The organism is Streptomyces sp. NPDC006335 (assembly GCF_040612795.1).
Lineage (GTDB): Bacteria > Actinomycetota > Actinomycetes > Streptomycetales > Streptomycetaceae > Streptomyces.
In genome coordinates, this window is sequence record NZ_JBEXQX010000005.1 from 226357 (window position 1) to 242383 (window position 16027).

A 16027-nucleotide genomic window follows, 5' to 3' on the forward strand; every position below is an offset into this window, starting at 1 on the left:
GCGACTTCGAACGGCAGGGGGGTGTTGCCGACCGGGCGGTCGAGAGTGGCGCAGCCGTCCGGGCGCGGCCTGCCCGGCAGCCCAGGCCGTTACTTGACGGCGATGGGATTCACCGGCGAGCCGACGGACCCGGTGATGGGCAGGGGCGCGGCGGTGAGCCAGAACGCGTACCGGCCGTCGGCGGCACAATGCGCGGCGAGGGCGTCGAGGTCCCACATCTCACCGATGAGCAGACCGATGTGGGGGATGGCGACCTGGTGCAGCGGCTGGAAGGCGTGGTCGAACTCGTTGGGCCGCACCTCGAAGCCCCAGGTGTCGGTGGCGATCCCGGCGATCTCGCTCCGGTGCAGCCAGCCGGCCGTACTGAAGCTCAGTCCCGGCGCCGGTCCGCCCGCGTAGTCGCCCCAGCCTTCCCGACGGGCGCGGGCCAGCCGTCCGGTGCGCACGAGAACCAGGTCGCCACGACCGACGGTCACGCCGTGCGCCTCGGCTGTTGCGGTCAGGTGCTCCTCGGTGATGGCGAAGCCGTCGGGCAGTTCGCCGTCGTGGCCGATGACCAGGCCCACGTCGAGGAGGACGCCTCGCCCGGCGACGTGCGGTGCCATGTGCTCGATGCCGGTGACCAGGTCGCCTTCGCAGGTGACGACCCTCTCCGCCGGGCGGCCGTTCCATGCGGTGCCGTGATCGAAGATGTGCCCGAGCCCGTCCCACTGGGTGGAGCACTGCAGGGGCATGGCGATCACATCGTCGGCGCCACCGAAACCGTGCGGAAAGCCCTGGCCGCCCAGAGCCGCGTCGGTGCCGGTGGCGAGCATCGTGTGCACCGGGTTCGTACGCCGCCGCCAGCCCTTCTGCGGGCCGTCCATGTCGAAGGCCTGGGACAAGGAGAAGCTGACGCCGTCGCGGATCAGGGCCGCGCCCTCGCGGCGCTTGGCCTCGTCGAGGAAGTTGAGCGTGCCGAGCACGTCGTCCTCGCCCCAACGGCGCCAGTTCGAGTACGCCTTCGCGGCCTCGGCGATCGCCGCCTCGGGATCCGTACGGTCGATACGGTCGGCGCTCATCGGACCTCCTCCGCGACACAGCGGGTGCGCTGGGCGCCGAGCCCGGTGACCGAGCAGTCCATCACGTCGCCGTCGCGCAGCAGGCGGCCCCAGTGGATGCCGTTGCCGGCCGGGCTGCCGGTGAGGACGAGGTCGCCGGGGAGCAGCCGGGCGGTCCGGGAGATGTACGAGACCAACCGTGCCACGCCGAAGATCATGTCCTTGGTGGACTCGTCCTGCATGGTCTCGCCGTTGAGTTTCAAGGTGACATGCAGGTCGGAGGGGTCGGCGATGAAGTCGGCGGGGACGATCCACGGGCCCAGCGGGGTGAACCCGGGGGCGTTCTTGCTCCGCAACCAGTCGGTGCCGATCGGGGGCATGTCCCGGCGGAAGACGCTCGCGCGATCGGTCAGGTCGTTGGCGATGGTGTAGCCGGCGACGTACTCCAGCGCCTCGTCCACGGTGACCCGGTAGGCGGGGCGGGAGATCACCGCGGCCACCTCCAGCTCCCAGTCGGGCTTCTCGGCCCAGGCGGGCAGTACCACGTCGTCGTAAGGGCCGCTGATCGTGGTCGGCAGGCCGATGAAGACGTACGGGAGGTCCTCGGCGGCCCGTCTGTCCATGACCGCCGCGACCTCGGCGCGGGCCTCCTCGACGGTGCCCGGGGCGTCCGGGGCGCGGTGTGCGACCGCCAGGTCGATCACGTGCTGCCGGTAGTTGGCGCCGGACTGGAAGATCTGCCGGGGCTCGACGGGCGCGTGCACCGCCATCTCCGCCAGCGGCCGCCAGTGGCGCGTCGGGTCCCCGGCGAGGGTGTGCAGCCGCGGCAGCTCCTCGTCCCAGCGCTCCAGGAGCGCGAGCGTGGTCAACCCGGGTGCGTCCAGTGCCCTGCGCAGGTCGAGCGCTCGGCCGTCCGGCGTCACGAGGCCCGGGAACCTGGTCTCGCCCGGTGCCGAAAGGGTGCCGATGGCGAACGGCCCGGAGAAGGGGGTGAAGGGTGCCGACATGGCTGCGGATGTCACGGAGATTTCCTCCCGATTGCGGTGCCACTAATCTGGCCCGGTAGATCGCAATCAGGGAAATCGATTTCATATATAGGTGAATCCAGCCGGTGAATACCAATGGTGCCGGCTCCGGAATTGGGATGCTTCGTGAACTTGGCCAGCCTGGACCTCAACCTCGTCGTTGCCCTGCGCGCTCTCCTGCAGGAGCGCAACGTCACCAGGGCCGGCCGGCGCATCGGGCTCAGTCAACCCGCGATGAGCGCGGCCCTGGCCCGGCTGCGCCGCCACTTCGACGACGACCTGCTCGCCCGGGTGGGCGGAGGGTACGAACTGACCGCCCTCGGGCGGGCCCTCCTCGACCGGACCACCACCGCCTGCGCCCTGCTGGAGCGCGTCTTCGCCAGTCAGGCAGAATTCGACCCCTCCCGCGAGGAACACGAGTTCACGCTGATCGCTTCGGACTACGCGGTTGCCGTCTTCGGCACCGAGCTCGCCCGCACCGTCCAAGCCGAGGCACCAGGCATCAGGCTCAGGTTCAAACAGGTACCGAACGAATTCATCGACAGCACCGGGTCGCTGCTCAGCACCGTGGACGGGCTACTGCTGCCCCACGGAATCATCCGCGGTTTTCCCACGGTCGAGCTCTACCAGGACAGCTGGGTCTTCCTCGTCGCTGACGACAACCCCGAGGTCGGCGAGCAGCTCACCCTCGACGACCTGGCCCGACTGTCATGGGTGACGTACCAACGAGCCTACGACGCCCCCGCCGCCCGCCAGATCGCCACGCTCGGCATCGAGCCGCGCGTGGCGGTCTCCGTCGACAGTTTCCAGCTGATGCCACTCCTGGTCGCCGGCACCCGCCGGGTAGCCCTCCTGCAAAGGCGGCTCGCCGACGAGCTGGACGGACTCGCACACGTCCGCATCATGGAACCGCCCTATGACGCCGTGCCGATCCAGCAGGCCCTGTGGTGGCATCCGGTCCACATGCACGACGCGGCGCACATGTGGCTGCGGGAGACGACGGCCCGGGTCGCCGAGATGATGGAAGCCGGTCGGCCTACGATGTCCCGTCCGCCGGAATGAGGGTGGGGCTTTGCCTGCAGGCAGTCTCGTCCTGTTGTCGCTGCCCGTGCTGATCGACCGCCGGCCACACCATCACATCGTCTTCGGCCTGCTCACGGCCCTCGCCATGGCCTCCCGCCGAGTATTTCAGCCGGCAACGACGCCCCGACTGCATCTGCTGTCAGCGCGTCACCAACCGGTTCATCAGTGAGCCCTTCCGGGTGCCCCTTCGGTGGCGAGGCAGGGCGGTCGGCACGGGTGCCGTGTGCCGGCGTGGCGGCGTCCTCGCGGTCTCGAACGGTGAGCCACCGGCCCTGGGGCCAGACCTCTCGATGGCAGCAGCCGACGGCTCAACAACCGCCTCGAGACCATCGAACGGGACACCTGCGCGGCCTGATCGGCACGGCCAGGTGACTACCCGGTGTCACTGTGGTGAGGTGAGGACGCCGCGTGACAGGGCGACGGTGACGGCAGCGGTGCGGTCGTTGACACCCAGCTTGACGAAGGTTCGCAGCAGGTGCGTCTTCACCGTCGCCTCGCCGATGTACAGCTGCCGACCGATCTCGCCGTTGGACAGACCCCGCGCGACGAGGCCGAGTACCTGAACCTCGCGTGGGGTCAGCTGCTCCCCGGCCGGAGCCTGAAGGTGAGTCACCAGCCGGGCGGCCACCGGCGGGGCGAGGACGGTCTCACCGCGGGCCGCCGCCCGGATCGCGTCGGTCAGGGTACCGATCGGGGCGTCCTTCAGGAGGTAGCCGGTGGCGCCGGCCTCGATGGCCGGCAGGATGTCGGCGTCACCTTCGTAGGTGGTGAGCACGAGCACGCGAATGCCGGGATGCTCCTGACGGATGCGCGCCGTCGCGGTGGCGCCGTCGGTACCCGGCATCCGCAGGTCCATCAGGACGACGTCCGGGCGCATCGCGGCGGCGAGGACGATCGCCTCGTCGCCGGAGCCGGCCTCGCCGACGACCCGCAGGTCGTCGTAGGCCTCGAGCATGCCGCGGAGGCCGAAGCGTACGACGGGATGGTCATCGACAATCAGGATCTGGACGGTCATCGAGACGGTTCCGCCCGCTCAGTGGTCGGGTGTGGAGCTGAGATCAAGCACAGGCCGCAGGCTACGCGCCGCCTGCTCGGCCGGGGGCGGCGGCAGCTCGACCCGCACCGTGCTGCCCTGGCCGGGAACCGATCGCACCGTGCAGGTTCCGCCGAGGCTGGAGGCGCGGGTGCGCATGCCGAGCAGGCCGTATCCACCCCGGACGGTGGCCGGGTCGAAGCCCTGGCCGTCATCGGTCACCGCCAGCGCCATGAGGTCGGGACCCTGGCGCAGCTCGATCCGTACCGCCGTCGCTGCGGCGTGCTTGGCGACGTTGGCCAGGGCCTCCTGCGCGGTGCGCAGCAGGGCGATGTCGGTGCCGGTGGATGTGCCGGACCGCTCGCCGACGATCGAGACCTCGACGCGCGTTCCCGTGTCGCGAGCATGCCGGGCGGCGAGCCGGTCCAGCGCATCCGCGAGCCCGCGGCCGGTCAGGTCGACCGGGGCCGATGCGGCGATCAGCGAGCGTGCCTCTGCGAGGTTCTCGCGGGCGGTCTTCTCCAGGATGTCGAGCTGGCCGTCGGCGGCCGTCGGATCACGGAGCAGGGTCGTCCGTGCGACCTGGGCGAGCATGAGGATGCTGGTGAAGCCCTGTGCCAGGGTGTCGTGGATCTCGGCGGCCAGGCGTTCACGTTCGGCATGGACGCCTGCCGCGTGGCCCGCGCGTTCCAGTGCGGCCCGCGTCCGGGTCAGTTCCTCGATCAGCGCGGCCCGCTTGCGGTTCTGCTCGCGGATGCCGGTCAGATACGCGCCCACGAGGATCGTCACGGTCATGGGCACCAGAACGGTCACGCCGACCATCGCCGGCGTGTAGCGGCTGACTCCCGCCCGCGCCACCATGGCCCAGGCGAGCTCGGCGTAGAGGACCAACAACAGCGGTAGGCGTACCCGCCACCTCGTGACCATCACGAACAGCTGTGGGCAGAGCGCGAACAGCAGTGCGCCGGCGATCGGGGCGATGGCGAGAAGGAGCGGGAACGCGACCGCCAGGACGGCGAAATAGGCCGCACCCCACCGCTCGTCGCTATTTGCCATGGCTCGCGGAGCGACCAGGGCGTAGCAGGCGACGATGACAGCGAGCGTACCGAGGGCCAGCAGGCGTTGTCCCAGCGCCACGGAGACGTCGGCCGCCATGGCGACGGCGAGCGGTATCGCGACGGCGCCGACGAGGACATGCCATCCGACGCGGTAGCGGTGTCCGAAGTCGACGGTGCTGCGCACTGCCACGCCCTGCCCACCTTCGCCCGCCGAGATCGGGCCGCCAGTTTACGGGCGCCCGGATCCACAGTGCCCGACTCGGTGCCGAGGAGCGTCCACGCACCAGTGGAGCCGTGGGTACGTCGATCGGTGGACAACGGGGTCCAACCACACGTTGTCGCCGCCGCGGTCGCGGAACCGTCACGCTCGATGTCGAGCACTTCGGCTCCCCACCTGGAGATACCCCATGAAGAAGAACTGGTTCGTCCTCGGCCTCGGCGCACTGCTTGCCTTTGTCGGCGTGGGCTGGACCTTGCAGGGACTCGATGTCATGAAGGGTTCGGCGATGAGCGGCGTGACGCTCTGGGCGGTCGTCGGGCCGGTCGTGGCGATCGTCGGTCTGGTCGTGCTGGGTGTCGGCTTCGCCCGGCTGCGCCGGGTGAGCCGATAAGCGCCGATCAGATGTCCGGTATCGACATGGAGACGCGGCAGACAGATCGGCCGGCACCGGGGAGACCGCCCAAGCAGTGGTACGGCGAGCTCGCCGGCGTCGCGGCCACCGCACTCGCCCTGGGCCTCGGTGAGTTGGTGGCAGCCGGGACGGGTGGGCCCTCGGCGCCCCTGGTGGCGGTGGGGGGCGTCGCCGTGGACGCCGCGCCGACCCCGGTCAAGGAGTTCGCCGTCGCGGTGTTCTACACGTACGACAAGCTGGCGCTGCAGGCGGGAATCGTGCTGGTGTTGGCGGTGTTCGCCGCGTTCATCGGTGTACTGGCCATGCGCCGGCTCCGGTACGGGCTGGCCGGCGTCGCCGTGTTCGGGGTGATCGGCGTACTCGCGGCAGCCACCCGGCCCAGCGCCACATGGGCGTACCCGCTGCCCACAATGGCCGGTGCCCTGGCCGCTGCCGGCCTTCTGGTGCTGCTGCGACGCACCCTGCCGCGCCGTGCCGCGGTACCGGCACAGGGCCTGGGGGACGACACCGGCCCGGATACGGACGTGGCGGCACAGGGAACCCACACCCCCGTGCGGGGAGTCGGTTCACCGTCGTCGGATGCGGCCAACTCGGTGCTGGACGGCGCGGGACAGACGGGCCGACGACGGTTTCTCGCCCTGGCGGTCGGGGCGCTCGGCTCGGCCGCGGTGGCCGTACCGGGCGGACGCCGGCTCTGGGCACAGCGGGTGGCCGCGGCCCGGGCCGCGGTGGTTCTCCCGTCGCCGTCGAGCCCGGCAGCAGCCTTGCCCGCCAAGGTCTCCGTCGGCGTGCCCGGCGTGGCGCCGTTCGTGACCAGTACCGCGGACTTCTACCGGATCGACACCGCTTTGACGGTGCCGCAGATGGAACCGAAGGACTGGCGGGTGACGATTCATGGCCGGGTGAAACGGCCGCTGACGCTGACGTACGAGCAATTGCTGGCACGGCCGATGGTGGAGCGCTACATCACGCTGGCGTGCGTGTCCAACGAGGTCGGCGGCGAGTTGCTCGGCAACGCGCGGTGGCTGGGGGTGCCGATCAAGGATCTGCTGGATGAAGTCGAGCCGGATGACAGCGCGGATCAGGTGGTGAGCCGTTCCGTGGACGGCTATACGGCCGGCACACCGACGGCGGCGTTGGTGGACGGGCGGGACGCGTTGCTGGCGGTCGGGATGAACGGGGAGCCACTGCCGGTCGAGCACGGATTTCCGGTCCGGATGGTGGTGCCCGGGCTGTACGGATACGTATCGGCGACGAAGTGGCTGACGGAGCTGGAGCTGAGTCGTTTCTCGGACTTCAGCGCCTACTGGGTACGGCGGGATTACGCGGCGCTGGCTCCGGTGAAGACACAGTCGCGGATCGACACACCGGCCGCGGGCAGGCGTCTGGAACAAGGCCTGGTGATGGTGGCCGGGGTGGCGTGGGCGCAACATCGTGGGGTGTCCGCGGTGGAGGTCCGCGTGGACGACGGACCATGGCAGCAGGCCCAGCTCGCCGCGGTGCCGTCGGTGGACACATGGCGGCAGTGGAGCTGGCCATGGCAGGCGACGCCCGGCGAGCATCGGCTGGAAGTACGCGCCACCGACAACACCGGTCAGGTGCAGACAGGACGGGTGCACGAACCGTTGCCCGACGGGGCGACCGGCCGGCACACGATCAAGGTCAGGGTTGCCTGAGCATGTCCCGCCGGGCGGAGGCTCCCGTCCGAAGACTCGGATGTGCAAAGGGCTGCGACTGTCGGCGCGGTGGGCGACTGGGCTGCGGATAAGAGGAAGGGAGTCAAGTGCGGCGATCTCGCCGTCGAGCCGGGGTCGGGGGATGGCGCCCGCGCAGGGCAGCGGAGGTGCCCGCCTGCGCGTCGCCGTCCGGCGGCCCCGGCCCTCCCTCACATACCGATCCGCGCCGCGATGACCGGCGCCAGCCGGTCCGCGATGACGCGGTGCCCCTGGTCGTTGGGGTGGACCGAGTCCGTCAGGTCGCCCGAACCCAGCCAGCCGGTGGTGTCGACGAAGGACACCCGGGGGTCGCCGCCGTCGACGGCCGCCTTGACCGCCGCCTGGGTCTGCGGGACGTACCGGCCGCGGAACGTCTCCAAGGCGAAGATCCACGCCTGTGGGTACGCGGCGCGGACCTTGCGCAGCAGGCTGGTGTACGCCGTCTGGAACTGCGCGGAACTGACACCGTGGCCCACGTCGTTGGTGCCGAGGTTGATGACGACCGCGTTCGCCTGGTAGCGGGAGAAGTCCCAGTCGGGAGTGGCCGCGTTCGGGTTGAGCTTGGTGAACTGCCGCTCCAGGCCGACGCATCCGTCCGCCGCGGCGACCAGACAGGCGCCGCCCTGGGCGATCTGGGTGTGCTCGGTGCCGAGTCGTTCCCCGATCAGCCAGCCGTACGCGGTGCGGGCGTTCTGCGACGACGTCGTCCCCACCGTGATCGAGTCGCCGACGAACTCGATCAGCTTGCCGGGCGACGGCGGGGCGAACGTGGTGGCGCCACTGTCGAGGACCAGCCCCTGGAAGACGGCGTCACCCCGGTACGAACCGGCGACCACCTGGTAGTTGACCTGGAGGGTGTGGTTGCCGGCGGGCAGCGGGGAGGGCGTCAGGTTCACCGTCCCCTTGACGTCGTCGTAGAACTTCACCGGGCCGTTGTCGATCCTCGCCCAGAAGTCGATCGTCCCGCGCTGCTTGAGCTTGACGGTCCGGCCGGTGAAGCCGACCCGGTAGTAGGCGCCGGCCCAGTACGGGGTGTAGGCGGTGGAGGTCCTGGTGTCCCAGCGGCCCACGAACTTGATGTTCGGGTCGCCGGGCTGGCCGGGAGCGGCCGCCAGGGTGGATGTGAGGCTGCCGAGTCGGGCGGCGATGACGGGGGCGAGGCGGTTCGCGAACTTGGTGTGGCCGGCCTCGTTGGGATGCCCGTTGCCGTCCTCGTAGTCGGCGCCTTCGTTCAGCCAGCCCGTCGTGTCGACGTAGTGCACCCTGCTGTCACCGGCGTCGGTGCGGGCCGTGACGGCCGCCCTGGTCTCGGCGACGTAGCGCTTCTTGAGCGTCTGCACGGCGAAGAGCTGCGCGTTCGGGTAGGTGGCGCGCAGGTCGGCGAGGAACTTGGTGTACGCCGACCGGAAGGCGGCGCCGGTCACTCCGTGGCCGATGTCGTTGGTGCCCAGGTTGATGACGACGGCGTCCGCCCGGTAGCGGGAGAAGTCCCAGTTCTGGCTGCCGGTGCTCGCCGTCCTGAAGAACTGCGTGCTCAGGCCCGTGCATCCGGACTGGGCGACGAGACAGTAGCCGGACCGGGCGATCTGGGTGTGCCGCGCCCCCAGTCGCTCGCCGGTCTTCCAGGCGTACGAGTCCAGTGCGAGCCGGTCCGTGAGAGCACCGGCGGTGATGGAGTCACCGACGAACTCGACGAGCCGGGACGGGGCGTCAAGGGGGACCGTGCGCGCACCGGGGTCCAGCACCAGGCCCTGGAAGACGGTGTCGCCGGAGCGGTACGAAATGCGCAGGGTGTGGGTGCCGGCGGACAACGGCCGGGGCGTGAGGTTCACCGTGCCGCGCACGCCGGGGTGGAAGACGTCGGGGCCGCCGTCGATGCTGGCGTACAGGTTGACCGCGTCTCTCGCCTTGACCTTCACCGTGGTGCCGGTGAAGGCCGTCTGAAGGTAGGCGCCGGTCCAGGAGGGCGTCGCCGCCGTGCCGGCGCTGGTGTCCCAGCGCCCGACGTAGACGATGTTGGGGTCGGAGACCGAGCCGTCACCCGGCGCGGCCTGGGCGGGGGAGCTCCCCGTCCAGGACAGCAGGCAGGCGACGAGAACGGCCGTGACGAGCGCGGCGAGGGCACGGGCGAGCCGGCGTAAGGAGGTGACATGGGGGGTGGCGTGGGGGGTGGTCTGCACAGGGGTCCCTTTCGGCTGGTGTGGGAGCGCTCCCAGGAGCAGCCTTTCGAGAGAAGCAATGAAACGGTTCAGCGTCAAGGGTCCGCGAGGGGTTCGCGTGGTGCGGGCAACTCACCGCCGTGCGCTACCGGCGCTGCGCCTGCGGCCGCCTCCGCGTGCTGCTGGCCGGGGTTTCCGGCTCCAGCTACTGCTGGCCTGGCACCTGCGCCTGTGGGAGGCGTTCGCGGCCTCCACCAGGCAAGTACAGGTCGATGCCATAAACCGGCTGCCGACTGATGCGGCGGCCCGCCCGTACGTGTCCACTCACGACGGCCAGTCGCCCCACCCGCACTACGCCGACGAGAACGCCGATGTCGTCACGCGCGTGCGGGCCGCCACCGCGGCCGGGCTCGCTCTGGTACTCACCGAGCCGGATCCTTGCCGTCTCGGGCGGTGTTGCGGTGGTTCACCGACCTCAGTGCACCGGGATGATGTCGGGGGCGCCGAGCCGTACCGCGTCGGCGGTCTGGTCGTCCGGCTGCTGCTGGGCCTCGCGTTCGGCGGCCACCCGCTTCCGGTAGTGGTTGACCTCACGGTCCTGGCGCGCCTGGTCCCACCCCAGGTGAGGCGCCATCAGTTCCGCGACGGTCTGCGCCGCGTCCACGCCACGGTCCCAGGACTCGATGGAGATCCGGGTACGGCGGGCGAGCACGTCCTCCAGGTGGCGGGCACCCTCATGGGTCACCGCGTACACGGCCTCGACCCGCAGGTAGTCGTCGGAGCTCGGCAACGGCTCGCCGAGCGAGGGGTCGGCCGCGACCATGGCGAGCAGCTCGTGCACCAGGGAGCCGTAGCGGTTCAACAGGTGCTCGATGCGGGCGACATGCAGCCCTGAGTACGCCGCGAGGTTGTGGCGGGAGTTCCAGAGGGCCGGATAACCGTCGGCGCCGAGCAGCGGAACGCGCTGCGTGACGCAGTCGGGCACTTTGTCGTCCAGGCCGCGGGCCGCCTCGTCGACCGCGTCCTTGGCCATCACCCGATAGGTCGTGTACTTGCCGCCCGCCACCACGACGAGCCCGGGTACCGGGTGGGCGACCAGGTGCTCCCGTGACAGTTTGCTGGTCTCCGCGGCCTCGCCGGACAGGAGGGGACGCAGACCGGCGTAGACGCCTTCCACATCCTCCGGCACCAAAGGCGTGGTCAGGACGCTGTTGACGTGTTCCAGCAGGTAGGTGACGTCCTTGGAGCTGAGGGCGGGATGGGCCTTGTCGAGTGTCCAGTCGGTGTCGGTGGTCCCGATGATCCAGTGCCGTCCCCAGGGGATGACGAACAGCACGCTCTTCTCGGTGCGGAGGATGAGCCCGGTGCGGGAGTTGATCCGGTCACGGGGGACCAGCAGGTGTACGCCCTTGGAGGCGCGGACGTGGAACTGGCCGCGCGTACCGGCGAGGGCCTGGGTGTCGTCGGTCCACACACCGGTCGCGTTGATGACCTGCTTGGCTCGCACCTCCGTCTCGTCGCCGCTTTCCAGATCCGTGACAACGGCTCCCACCACCCGCTCGCCCTGCCGCAGGAAGCGGCTGACACGGGTGCGGTTGGCGGCCAGCGCTCCGTAGGCGACGGCCGTGCGGGCGAGGAACATGGTGTGCCGGGCGTCGTCGACCTGGGCGTCCCAGTACTGGATCGCGCCGACCAGCGCGTCGGAGCGCAGCGCGGGCGCCTCGCGCAGGGCCCGGCGCTTGAGCAGGTGGCGGTGGTGGGGCAGGCCGGTGGAGGTACCGGAGGCCGCGGCCATGGTGTCGTACAGCAGCACGCCTGCGCCGACGTAGGGACGCTCCCGGATCCGGTGTTGCAGGGGGTAGAGGAAGGGCACGGGACGCACCAGATGTGGGGCCAGGAACTGGAGCAGGAGTCCGCGTTCCTTCAGGGCCTCGGCGACGAGCCGGAAGTCCAGCATCTCCAGGTAGCGCAGGCCGCCGTGGATGAGCTTGCTGGAGCGGCTGGACGTGCCCGAGGCCCAGTCCCGGGCTTCCACGAGGCCGACTCTCAGGCCCCGGGTGGCGGCGTCCAGGGCCGCGCCGGCGCCTACTACGCCGCCCCCGACGACGAGGACGTCGAGCTCGCCCTCTCCCAGTCGGGCGAGGGCCTGCGCGCGCTCGCCGGGCGAGAGAGCCACCGGGTTCGCCATGGTGTCCTCCTCGTGCAGCGGGTGCGGGTGGGGGCCGCGCACGCGGCTCGGGCGGCCCCTTTCTGTCGCTCCCGGCCGGGACCTACTCGACCTTGGCCCAGTCGAGTGTGCGCTCCACTGCCTTCTTCCAGCCCGCGTACCCTTCCGCGCGCTGTTCCTCGGACCACTGGGGTTCCCAGCGCTTGGACTCCTGCCAGTGGGTGCGCAGTTCGTCCGTGTCCCGCCAGAAACCGGTGGCCAGACCCGCGGCGTAGGCGGCGCCGAGCGCGGTGGTCTCGGCGACCACCGGGCGGCTGACCGGGACGCCGAGCACGTCGGCCTGGATCTGCATGCACAGGTCGTTGGCCGTCACACCGCCGTCGACCTTGAGCACGTCGAGGTGGACGCCGGAGTCCTGCTCCATGGCTTCCACCACGTCGCGGCTCTGGTAGCAGATGGCTTCTAGGGCGGCCCGCGCCAGGTGGCCGCCGTCGTTGTACCGGGCGAGGCCGACGATCGCGCCGCGGGCGTCGGAACGCCAGTACGGGGCGAACAGGCCGGAGAAGGCGGGGACGAAGTAGATCCCGCCATTGTCCTCGACGGTACGCGCCAGGCGTTCGCTCTCGGCGGCATCGTTGATGATCTTCAGCTGGTCGCGCAGCCATTGCACCGCGGAGCCGGTGACGGCGATGGAGCCTTCGAGGGCGTAGATCGCCGGGCTGTCGCCGAACTGGTACGCCACGGTGGTCAGGAGGCCGTGCTGGGACCGCACCAGTTCCGTGCCGGTGTTGAGCACCAGGAAGTTGCCGGTGCCGTACGTGTTCTTGGCTTCGCCGGGCGCGTAGCAGACCTGCCCGACGGTGGCTGCCTGCTGGTCGCCGAGCACACCGGTGATGGGGATGGCCGCCCGCAGCGGCCGGGACGTACGGGTCTGTCCGAACGCCTCCCGGTGGGAGGACGGGCTGATGGTCGGCAACATCGCCCGGGGGACGCCGAAGAAGCCCAGCAGCTCGTCGTCCCAGTCGAGGGTCTCCAGGTCCATGAGCATGGTGCGGCTGGCATTGGTCACGTCGGTGGCGTGGACGCCGCCGTCGGGGCCGCCGGTGAGGTTCCACAGGACCCAGGCGTCGGTGTTGCCGAAGAGGGCATGGCCCTGCTCGGCCGCCTCGCGGACTCCGTCGACGTTCTCCAGGATCCACTGGATCTTGCCGCCGGAGAAGTACGTGGCCGGCGGGAGCCCGGCCTTGCGGCGGATGACGTCCCCCTGGCCCGAGCGGTCCAACGCTGCCGCGATGGAGTCGGTACGGGTGTCCTGCCAGACGATGGCGTTGTAGTAGGGGCGACCGTTGCGCGGGTCCCAGACGACGGTCGTCTCCCGTTGGTTGGTGATACCGATGGCCGCCAGGTCCTCCGGCGAGAGGTTTCCGTGCCGGAGCGCGTTCTGGATCACCGAGTTGGTGCGCTCCCAGATCTCCACCGGGTCGTGTTCGACCCACCCCGAGCGCGGGAGGATCTGTGAGTGCTCCAGCTGGTGCCTCGCCACCTCGTTGCCGGCATGGTCGAAGATCATGAAACGGGTGCTGGTGGTTCCTTGGTCCACCGCGCCGACGAAGTCCGCCATGGGATGCCGCCTCTCCTTGGGCTCTCCCGGGGCAGCCGGAGCACGGCAACCCCGGGAGCCGGTCAGCTCTCGTGTCAGCTTTCGTCCGGGGCCGGGACCCGTCCGGGGGGCTCCGGCTCAGCGGTCGGCAGGAACCGGCCGATGAAGACCTTGTACAGGCCCGCTCCCAGCAGACCTCCGATCAGCGGACCGACGATCGGCACCCAGAAGTAGAGGTGCCCGTACTGATCTCGCCACGCTCCGCCGTACCCGGTGAAGAAGCTGGCCAGCCGGGGACCGAAGTCGCGTGCCGGGTTGATCGCGTATCCCGCGTTGGTGCCCCAGGCCATACCGATGGCCACGACGATCAGACCGACGATGAACGGCGCCAGGTTGGCGCCGGGGGGCGTGTTGAGCAGGTCCGTGACCGCCAGGATCAGCAGCAGTAGGATCGCGGTGCCGATGATCTGGTCGCGGAACGCGCCCCAGTCGCTGACCGGCAGGTTCGTGTTGCCGTTGGCGGGCAGCGTGGAGAAGACGCCCTGCGTCTTGATCGTGTGGGTGGGATCCGCCTTCGCCAGCGCCTCGGTGTAGTTCCACCGGACGATCAGGGCCGCCACGAAGGCGCCGGCAGTCTGGGCCAGCGCGTAGGGAGCCACTTTGCTCCACGGGAAGCCCTTGAACGCCGCCAGCGCGAGGGTCACCGCGGGATTGAGGTGAGCACCGCTCAGCCTCGCCGCGACGTACACGCCCAGTGTGACGCCGAGGCCCCAGGCCCAGGCGATGCTGTCGTGGTTTCCCAGGCCGCCCGCGGGATTCGTGAGGGCCCCGCCGGCGACCACCTGAGCCACCACGCCACAACCGAAGAGGATGAGGATCATCGTGCCGGCGAATTCCGCTGAAAGCTCGCCGACCAGTCCTGCTCTCTTGAGTCGCTCAGCCATGGGTGCCCGCTTCCCGCCGGCCCAAGGGTCGGCCGTCGACTGCCCCGAGTCCTCAAGAAATCAGTGTAGGACCGGCCAGAGCCATACGCGCGCGGGCGACAGAACGCCCGCTGACCGGCCAGAAGGGAGACGGAAGTCCGCCCGCCGGCAGGAGACACTCGGGGCTGCCCTGCATGTTCGCTGCGACTGCGACCGCCGCTTCCGGGCCCGAGAGATCGCGGAGGTCGCGGTGGGCGCCGTACTCGAGGAACTGGGGAGGCGTCCCCGGCCGACGGGCCGGTGCCGGCCCTGGTCAACGGGACGGGAGCGACTCCGCTGCTGGAGCTGTACGGGCACACGCCGAGGTGGCCCGGCTGCTGGAGGCCCGGAGGGTGCCGGTGGCGCGGGCGCTCGTGGGCGACTACGTCACGTCGCTGGACATGGCGGGCTGCTCGGTGACACTCGGCCGGACCGACGCGGAGATGCTGCGGCTGTGGGACGCACCCGTGCGGACGGCCACGCTGCGCTGGGGCCGCTGAGCCCTTGGTGGCGGTGGAAGCGACCCCGCTCACGCGGCGGGTTCACCATCGAACTCCAACAGAGCGCCGACCGCCGCTGCCGCCGGCCGGCTTTGATCGTCGCACCCGGCCAGCGGGCGCACGGCACCCCGTTCATGCCGGTCCTGGGGGCTTTCTCCGGGTGCTGGTTCCGCACCAGGCCCTGCCGGCCAGCACGTCGTGCCGTGGTCGTCCGTGCGGGCGCTCTGCTGTCGGCCGAGTCGGTCGCCGAGCCGGCGGCGTGGGCGAGAGGATCGCCCCATGCAGCCGGTCTTCGTTCTCGTGCACAGTCCGTCCACCGGTCCCTCGATCTGGCACCCCGTCGCCGAACACCTGGTGGCGGCGGGACATCGGGTACGGGTGCCGTCCCTCCTGCGCGTAGGCGCCGGGGCTCCCCCCTTCTGGCCCCGTGTCGTCGACGCCGTACGCGACGACCTTCGCCAGGTCCCGGCCGACAGCCCCCTCGTGCTGGTCGCGCACAGCAACGCGGGCCTGTTCCTCCCGGTGATCCGCTCGGGTCTCGACCGTCCGGTGACCGGCTCGGTCTTCGTCGACGCCGCACTGCCGGCCCGGTCCGGACCGACTCCCGTGGCACCGCCCGAGTTGTTGGACCTCCTGCGCCCGATGGCCGTGAACGGCAGGCTGCCGCGCTGGACCGACTGGTGGGACGAGGCGGACGTCGCCCCCATGTTCCCCGATCCGCAGACGCGGCGGACCGTGGTGGACGAGCAGCCCACCCTGCCTCTGTCGTACTACGAGCAGCACATCCCGGTCCCCGAGGCCTGGGACGACCACCCTTGTTCCTACCTGCTGTTCGGCCCGCCGTACGAGGAGCTCGCCGACGAGGCGCGCCGACGCGACTGGCGCGTGGCCCACTTGCCGGGCGCACACCTCCACCAGATCGTCGATCCCGTCGGCACGGCCCGGCACCTCGTCGAGCTCGCTGCGGTCTGAGCGGCAAGTCGGCGCCGTGCGCCCGTAGTTGGAAGAAGGCTAAGGTCACCACGACCGCCCTACCGATGCCGTACCCGAGCG

At 70.5% G+C, this 16027-nt stretch carries 12 protein-coding genes and 1 pseudogene; 5 read left to right on the top strand and 8 right to left on the bottom strand.

The genetic code is table 11. From position 1 onward, the window contains the following. Nucleotides 1-89: 89 nt before the first annotated feature. Nucleotides 90-1061 carry a cyclase family protein gene (locus tag ABZ098_RS17235; RefSeq protein ID WP_356591829.1) on the bottom strand — a complete coding sequence of 324 codons (972 nt, stop codon included), beginning with the start codon at nucleotides 1059-1061 and terminating at the stop codon, nucleotides 90-92. Beyond that, nucleotides 1058-2047: a fumarylacetoacetate hydrolase family protein gene (locus ABZ098_RS17240; protein ID WP_356592329.1), complete on the bottom strand. Its 990-nt coding sequence runs from the start codon at nucleotides 2045-2047 to the stop codon at nucleotides 1058-1060. Before ABZ098_RS17240 ends, ABZ098_RS17235 begins: the two co-directional genes overlap by 4 nt. A gap of 144 nt (nucleotides 2048-2191) precedes the next feature. On the opposite strand from ABZ098_RS17240, the gene ABZ098_RS17245 reads away from it, so the two are divergent. Continuing rightward, nucleotides 2192-3127, top strand: a complete 936-nt coding sequence (locus ABZ098_RS17245; protein ID WP_356591831.1) for a LysR family transcriptional regulator — start codon at nucleotides 2192-2194, stop codon at nucleotides 3125-3127. 403 nt (nucleotides 3128-3530) lie between these two features. Here the strand turns inward: ABZ098_RS17245 and ABZ098_RS17250 are convergent, their stop codons facing one another. Continuing rightward, nucleotides 3531-4163 (bottom strand): response regulator transcription factor, encoded by a 633-nt coding sequence (locus ABZ098_RS17250; protein WP_356591833.1) that lies wholly within the window; start codon nucleotides 4161-4163, stop codon nucleotides 3531-3533. 18 nt (nucleotides 4164-4181) lie between these two features. Beyond that, entirely contained in the window at nucleotides 4182-5429 is a 1248-nt protein-coding gene (locus ABZ098_RS17255; RefSeq protein ID WP_356591835.1) for a sensor histidine kinase, read from the bottom strand. 217 nt (nucleotides 5430-5646) lie between these two features. Here ABZ098_RS17255 and ABZ098_RS17260 point away from each other — a divergent pair, with 217 nt between their 5' ends. Both ABZ098_RS17260 and ABZ098_RS17265 read left to right on the top strand, forming a co-directional pair. Continuing rightward, nucleotides 5647-5850, top strand: coding sequence for a hypothetical protein (locus ABZ098_RS17260; RefSeq protein ID WP_037682106.1), 204 nt, complete (start codon nucleotides 5647-5649; stop codon nucleotides 5848-5850). Between the two features lie 194 nt (nucleotides 5851-6044). Continuing rightward, entirely contained in the window at nucleotides 6045-7547 is a 1503-nt protein-coding gene (locus ABZ098_RS17265) for a molybdopterin-dependent oxidoreductase (protein WP_356591837.1), read from the top strand. A 209-nt stretch (nucleotides 7548-7756) separates the two neighbouring features. Here the strand turns inward: ABZ098_RS17265 and ABZ098_RS17270 are convergent, their stop codons facing one another. The 4 genes from ABZ098_RS17270 to ABZ098_RS17285 form a co-directional block, all read right to left on the bottom strand. Continuing rightward, the gene (locus tag ABZ098_RS17270) at nucleotides 7757-9766 is read right to left on the bottom strand and encodes a GDSL-type esterase/lipase family protein (protein WP_356591839.1); all 2010 of its coding nucleotides are present in this window, start codon (nucleotides 9764-9766) and stop codon (nucleotides 7757-7759) included. 454 nt (nucleotides 9767-10220) lie between these two features. Then, entirely contained in the window at nucleotides 10221-11933 is a 1713-nt protein-coding gene (locus ABZ098_RS17275) for a glycerol-3-phosphate dehydrogenase/oxidase (RefSeq protein ID WP_356591841.1), read from the bottom strand. Nucleotides 11934-12015: 82 nt separating this feature from the next. Continuing rightward, complete coding sequence (gene glpK / locus ABZ098_RS17280; protein WP_356591843.1) at nucleotides 12016-13533, bottom strand: glycerol kinase GlpK; 1518 nt, start codon at nucleotides 13531-13533, stop codon at nucleotides 12016-12018. Between the two features lie 74 nt (nucleotides 13534-13607). Beyond that, nucleotides 13608-14456 carry an MIP/aquaporin family protein gene (locus ABZ098_RS17285; protein ID WP_356591845.1) on the bottom strand — a complete coding sequence of 283 codons (849 nt, stop codon included), beginning with the start codon at nucleotides 14454-14456 and terminating at the stop codon, nucleotides 13608-13610. Nucleotides 14457-14661: 205 nt separating this feature from the next. On the opposite strand from ABZ098_RS17285, the pseudogene ABZ098_RS17290 reads away from it, so the two are divergent. Together ABZ098_RS17290 and ABZ098_RS17295 are read left to right on the top strand one after the other, a co-directional pair. Continuing rightward, nucleotides 14662-14974: pseudogene (locus tag ABZ098_RS17290) on the top strand (dihydroxyacetone kinase subunit DhaK); the annotation flags it as partial. Between the two features lie 279 nt (nucleotides 14975-15253). Beyond that, on the top strand, nucleotides 15254-15946 hold the full coding sequence (locus ABZ098_RS17295) for an alpha/beta hydrolase (protein WP_356591847.1): 693 nt from the start codon (nucleotides 15254-15256) through the stop codon (nucleotides 15944-15946). The last annotated feature ends 81 nt before the right edge of the window (nucleotides 15947-16027 follow it).

What these genes read in the sequence shown, in the direction of transcription:
- ABZ098_RS17240 (WP_356592329.1), bottom strand. Translation starts at nt 2,047, where the DNA reads ATGTCGGCACCCTTCACCCCCTTCTCCGGGCCGTTCGCCATCGGCACC.
- ABZ098_RS17295 (WP_356591847.1), top strand. Translation starts at nt 15,254, where the DNA reads ATGCAGCCGGTCTTCGTTCTCGTGCACAGTCCGTCCACCGGTCCCTCG.
- ABZ098_RS17260 (WP_037682106.1), top strand. Translation starts at nt 5,647, where the DNA reads ATGAAGAAGAACTGGTTCGTCCTCGGCCTCGGCGCACTGCTTGCCTTT.
- ABZ098_RS17250 (WP_356591833.1), bottom strand. Translation starts at nt 4,163, where the DNA reads ATGACCGTCCAGATCCTGATTGTCGATGACCATCCCGTCGTACGCTTC.
- ABZ098_RS17275 (WP_356591841.1), bottom strand. Translation starts at nt 11,933, where the DNA reads ATGGCGAACCCGGTGGCTCTCTCGCCCGGCGAGCGCGCGCAGGCCCTC.
- ABZ098_RS17235 (WP_356591829.1), bottom strand. Translation starts at nt 1,061, where the DNA reads ATGAGCGCCGACCGTATCGACCGTACGGATCCCGAGGCGGCGATCGCC.
- glpK (WP_356591843.1), bottom strand. Translation starts at nt 13,533, where the DNA reads ATGGCGGACTTCGTCGGCGCGGTGGACCAAGGAACCACCAGCACCCGT.
- ABZ098_RS17285 (WP_356591845.1), bottom strand. Translation starts at nt 14,456, where the DNA reads ATGGCTGAGCGACTCAAGAGAGCAGGACTGGTCGGCGAGCTTTCAGCG.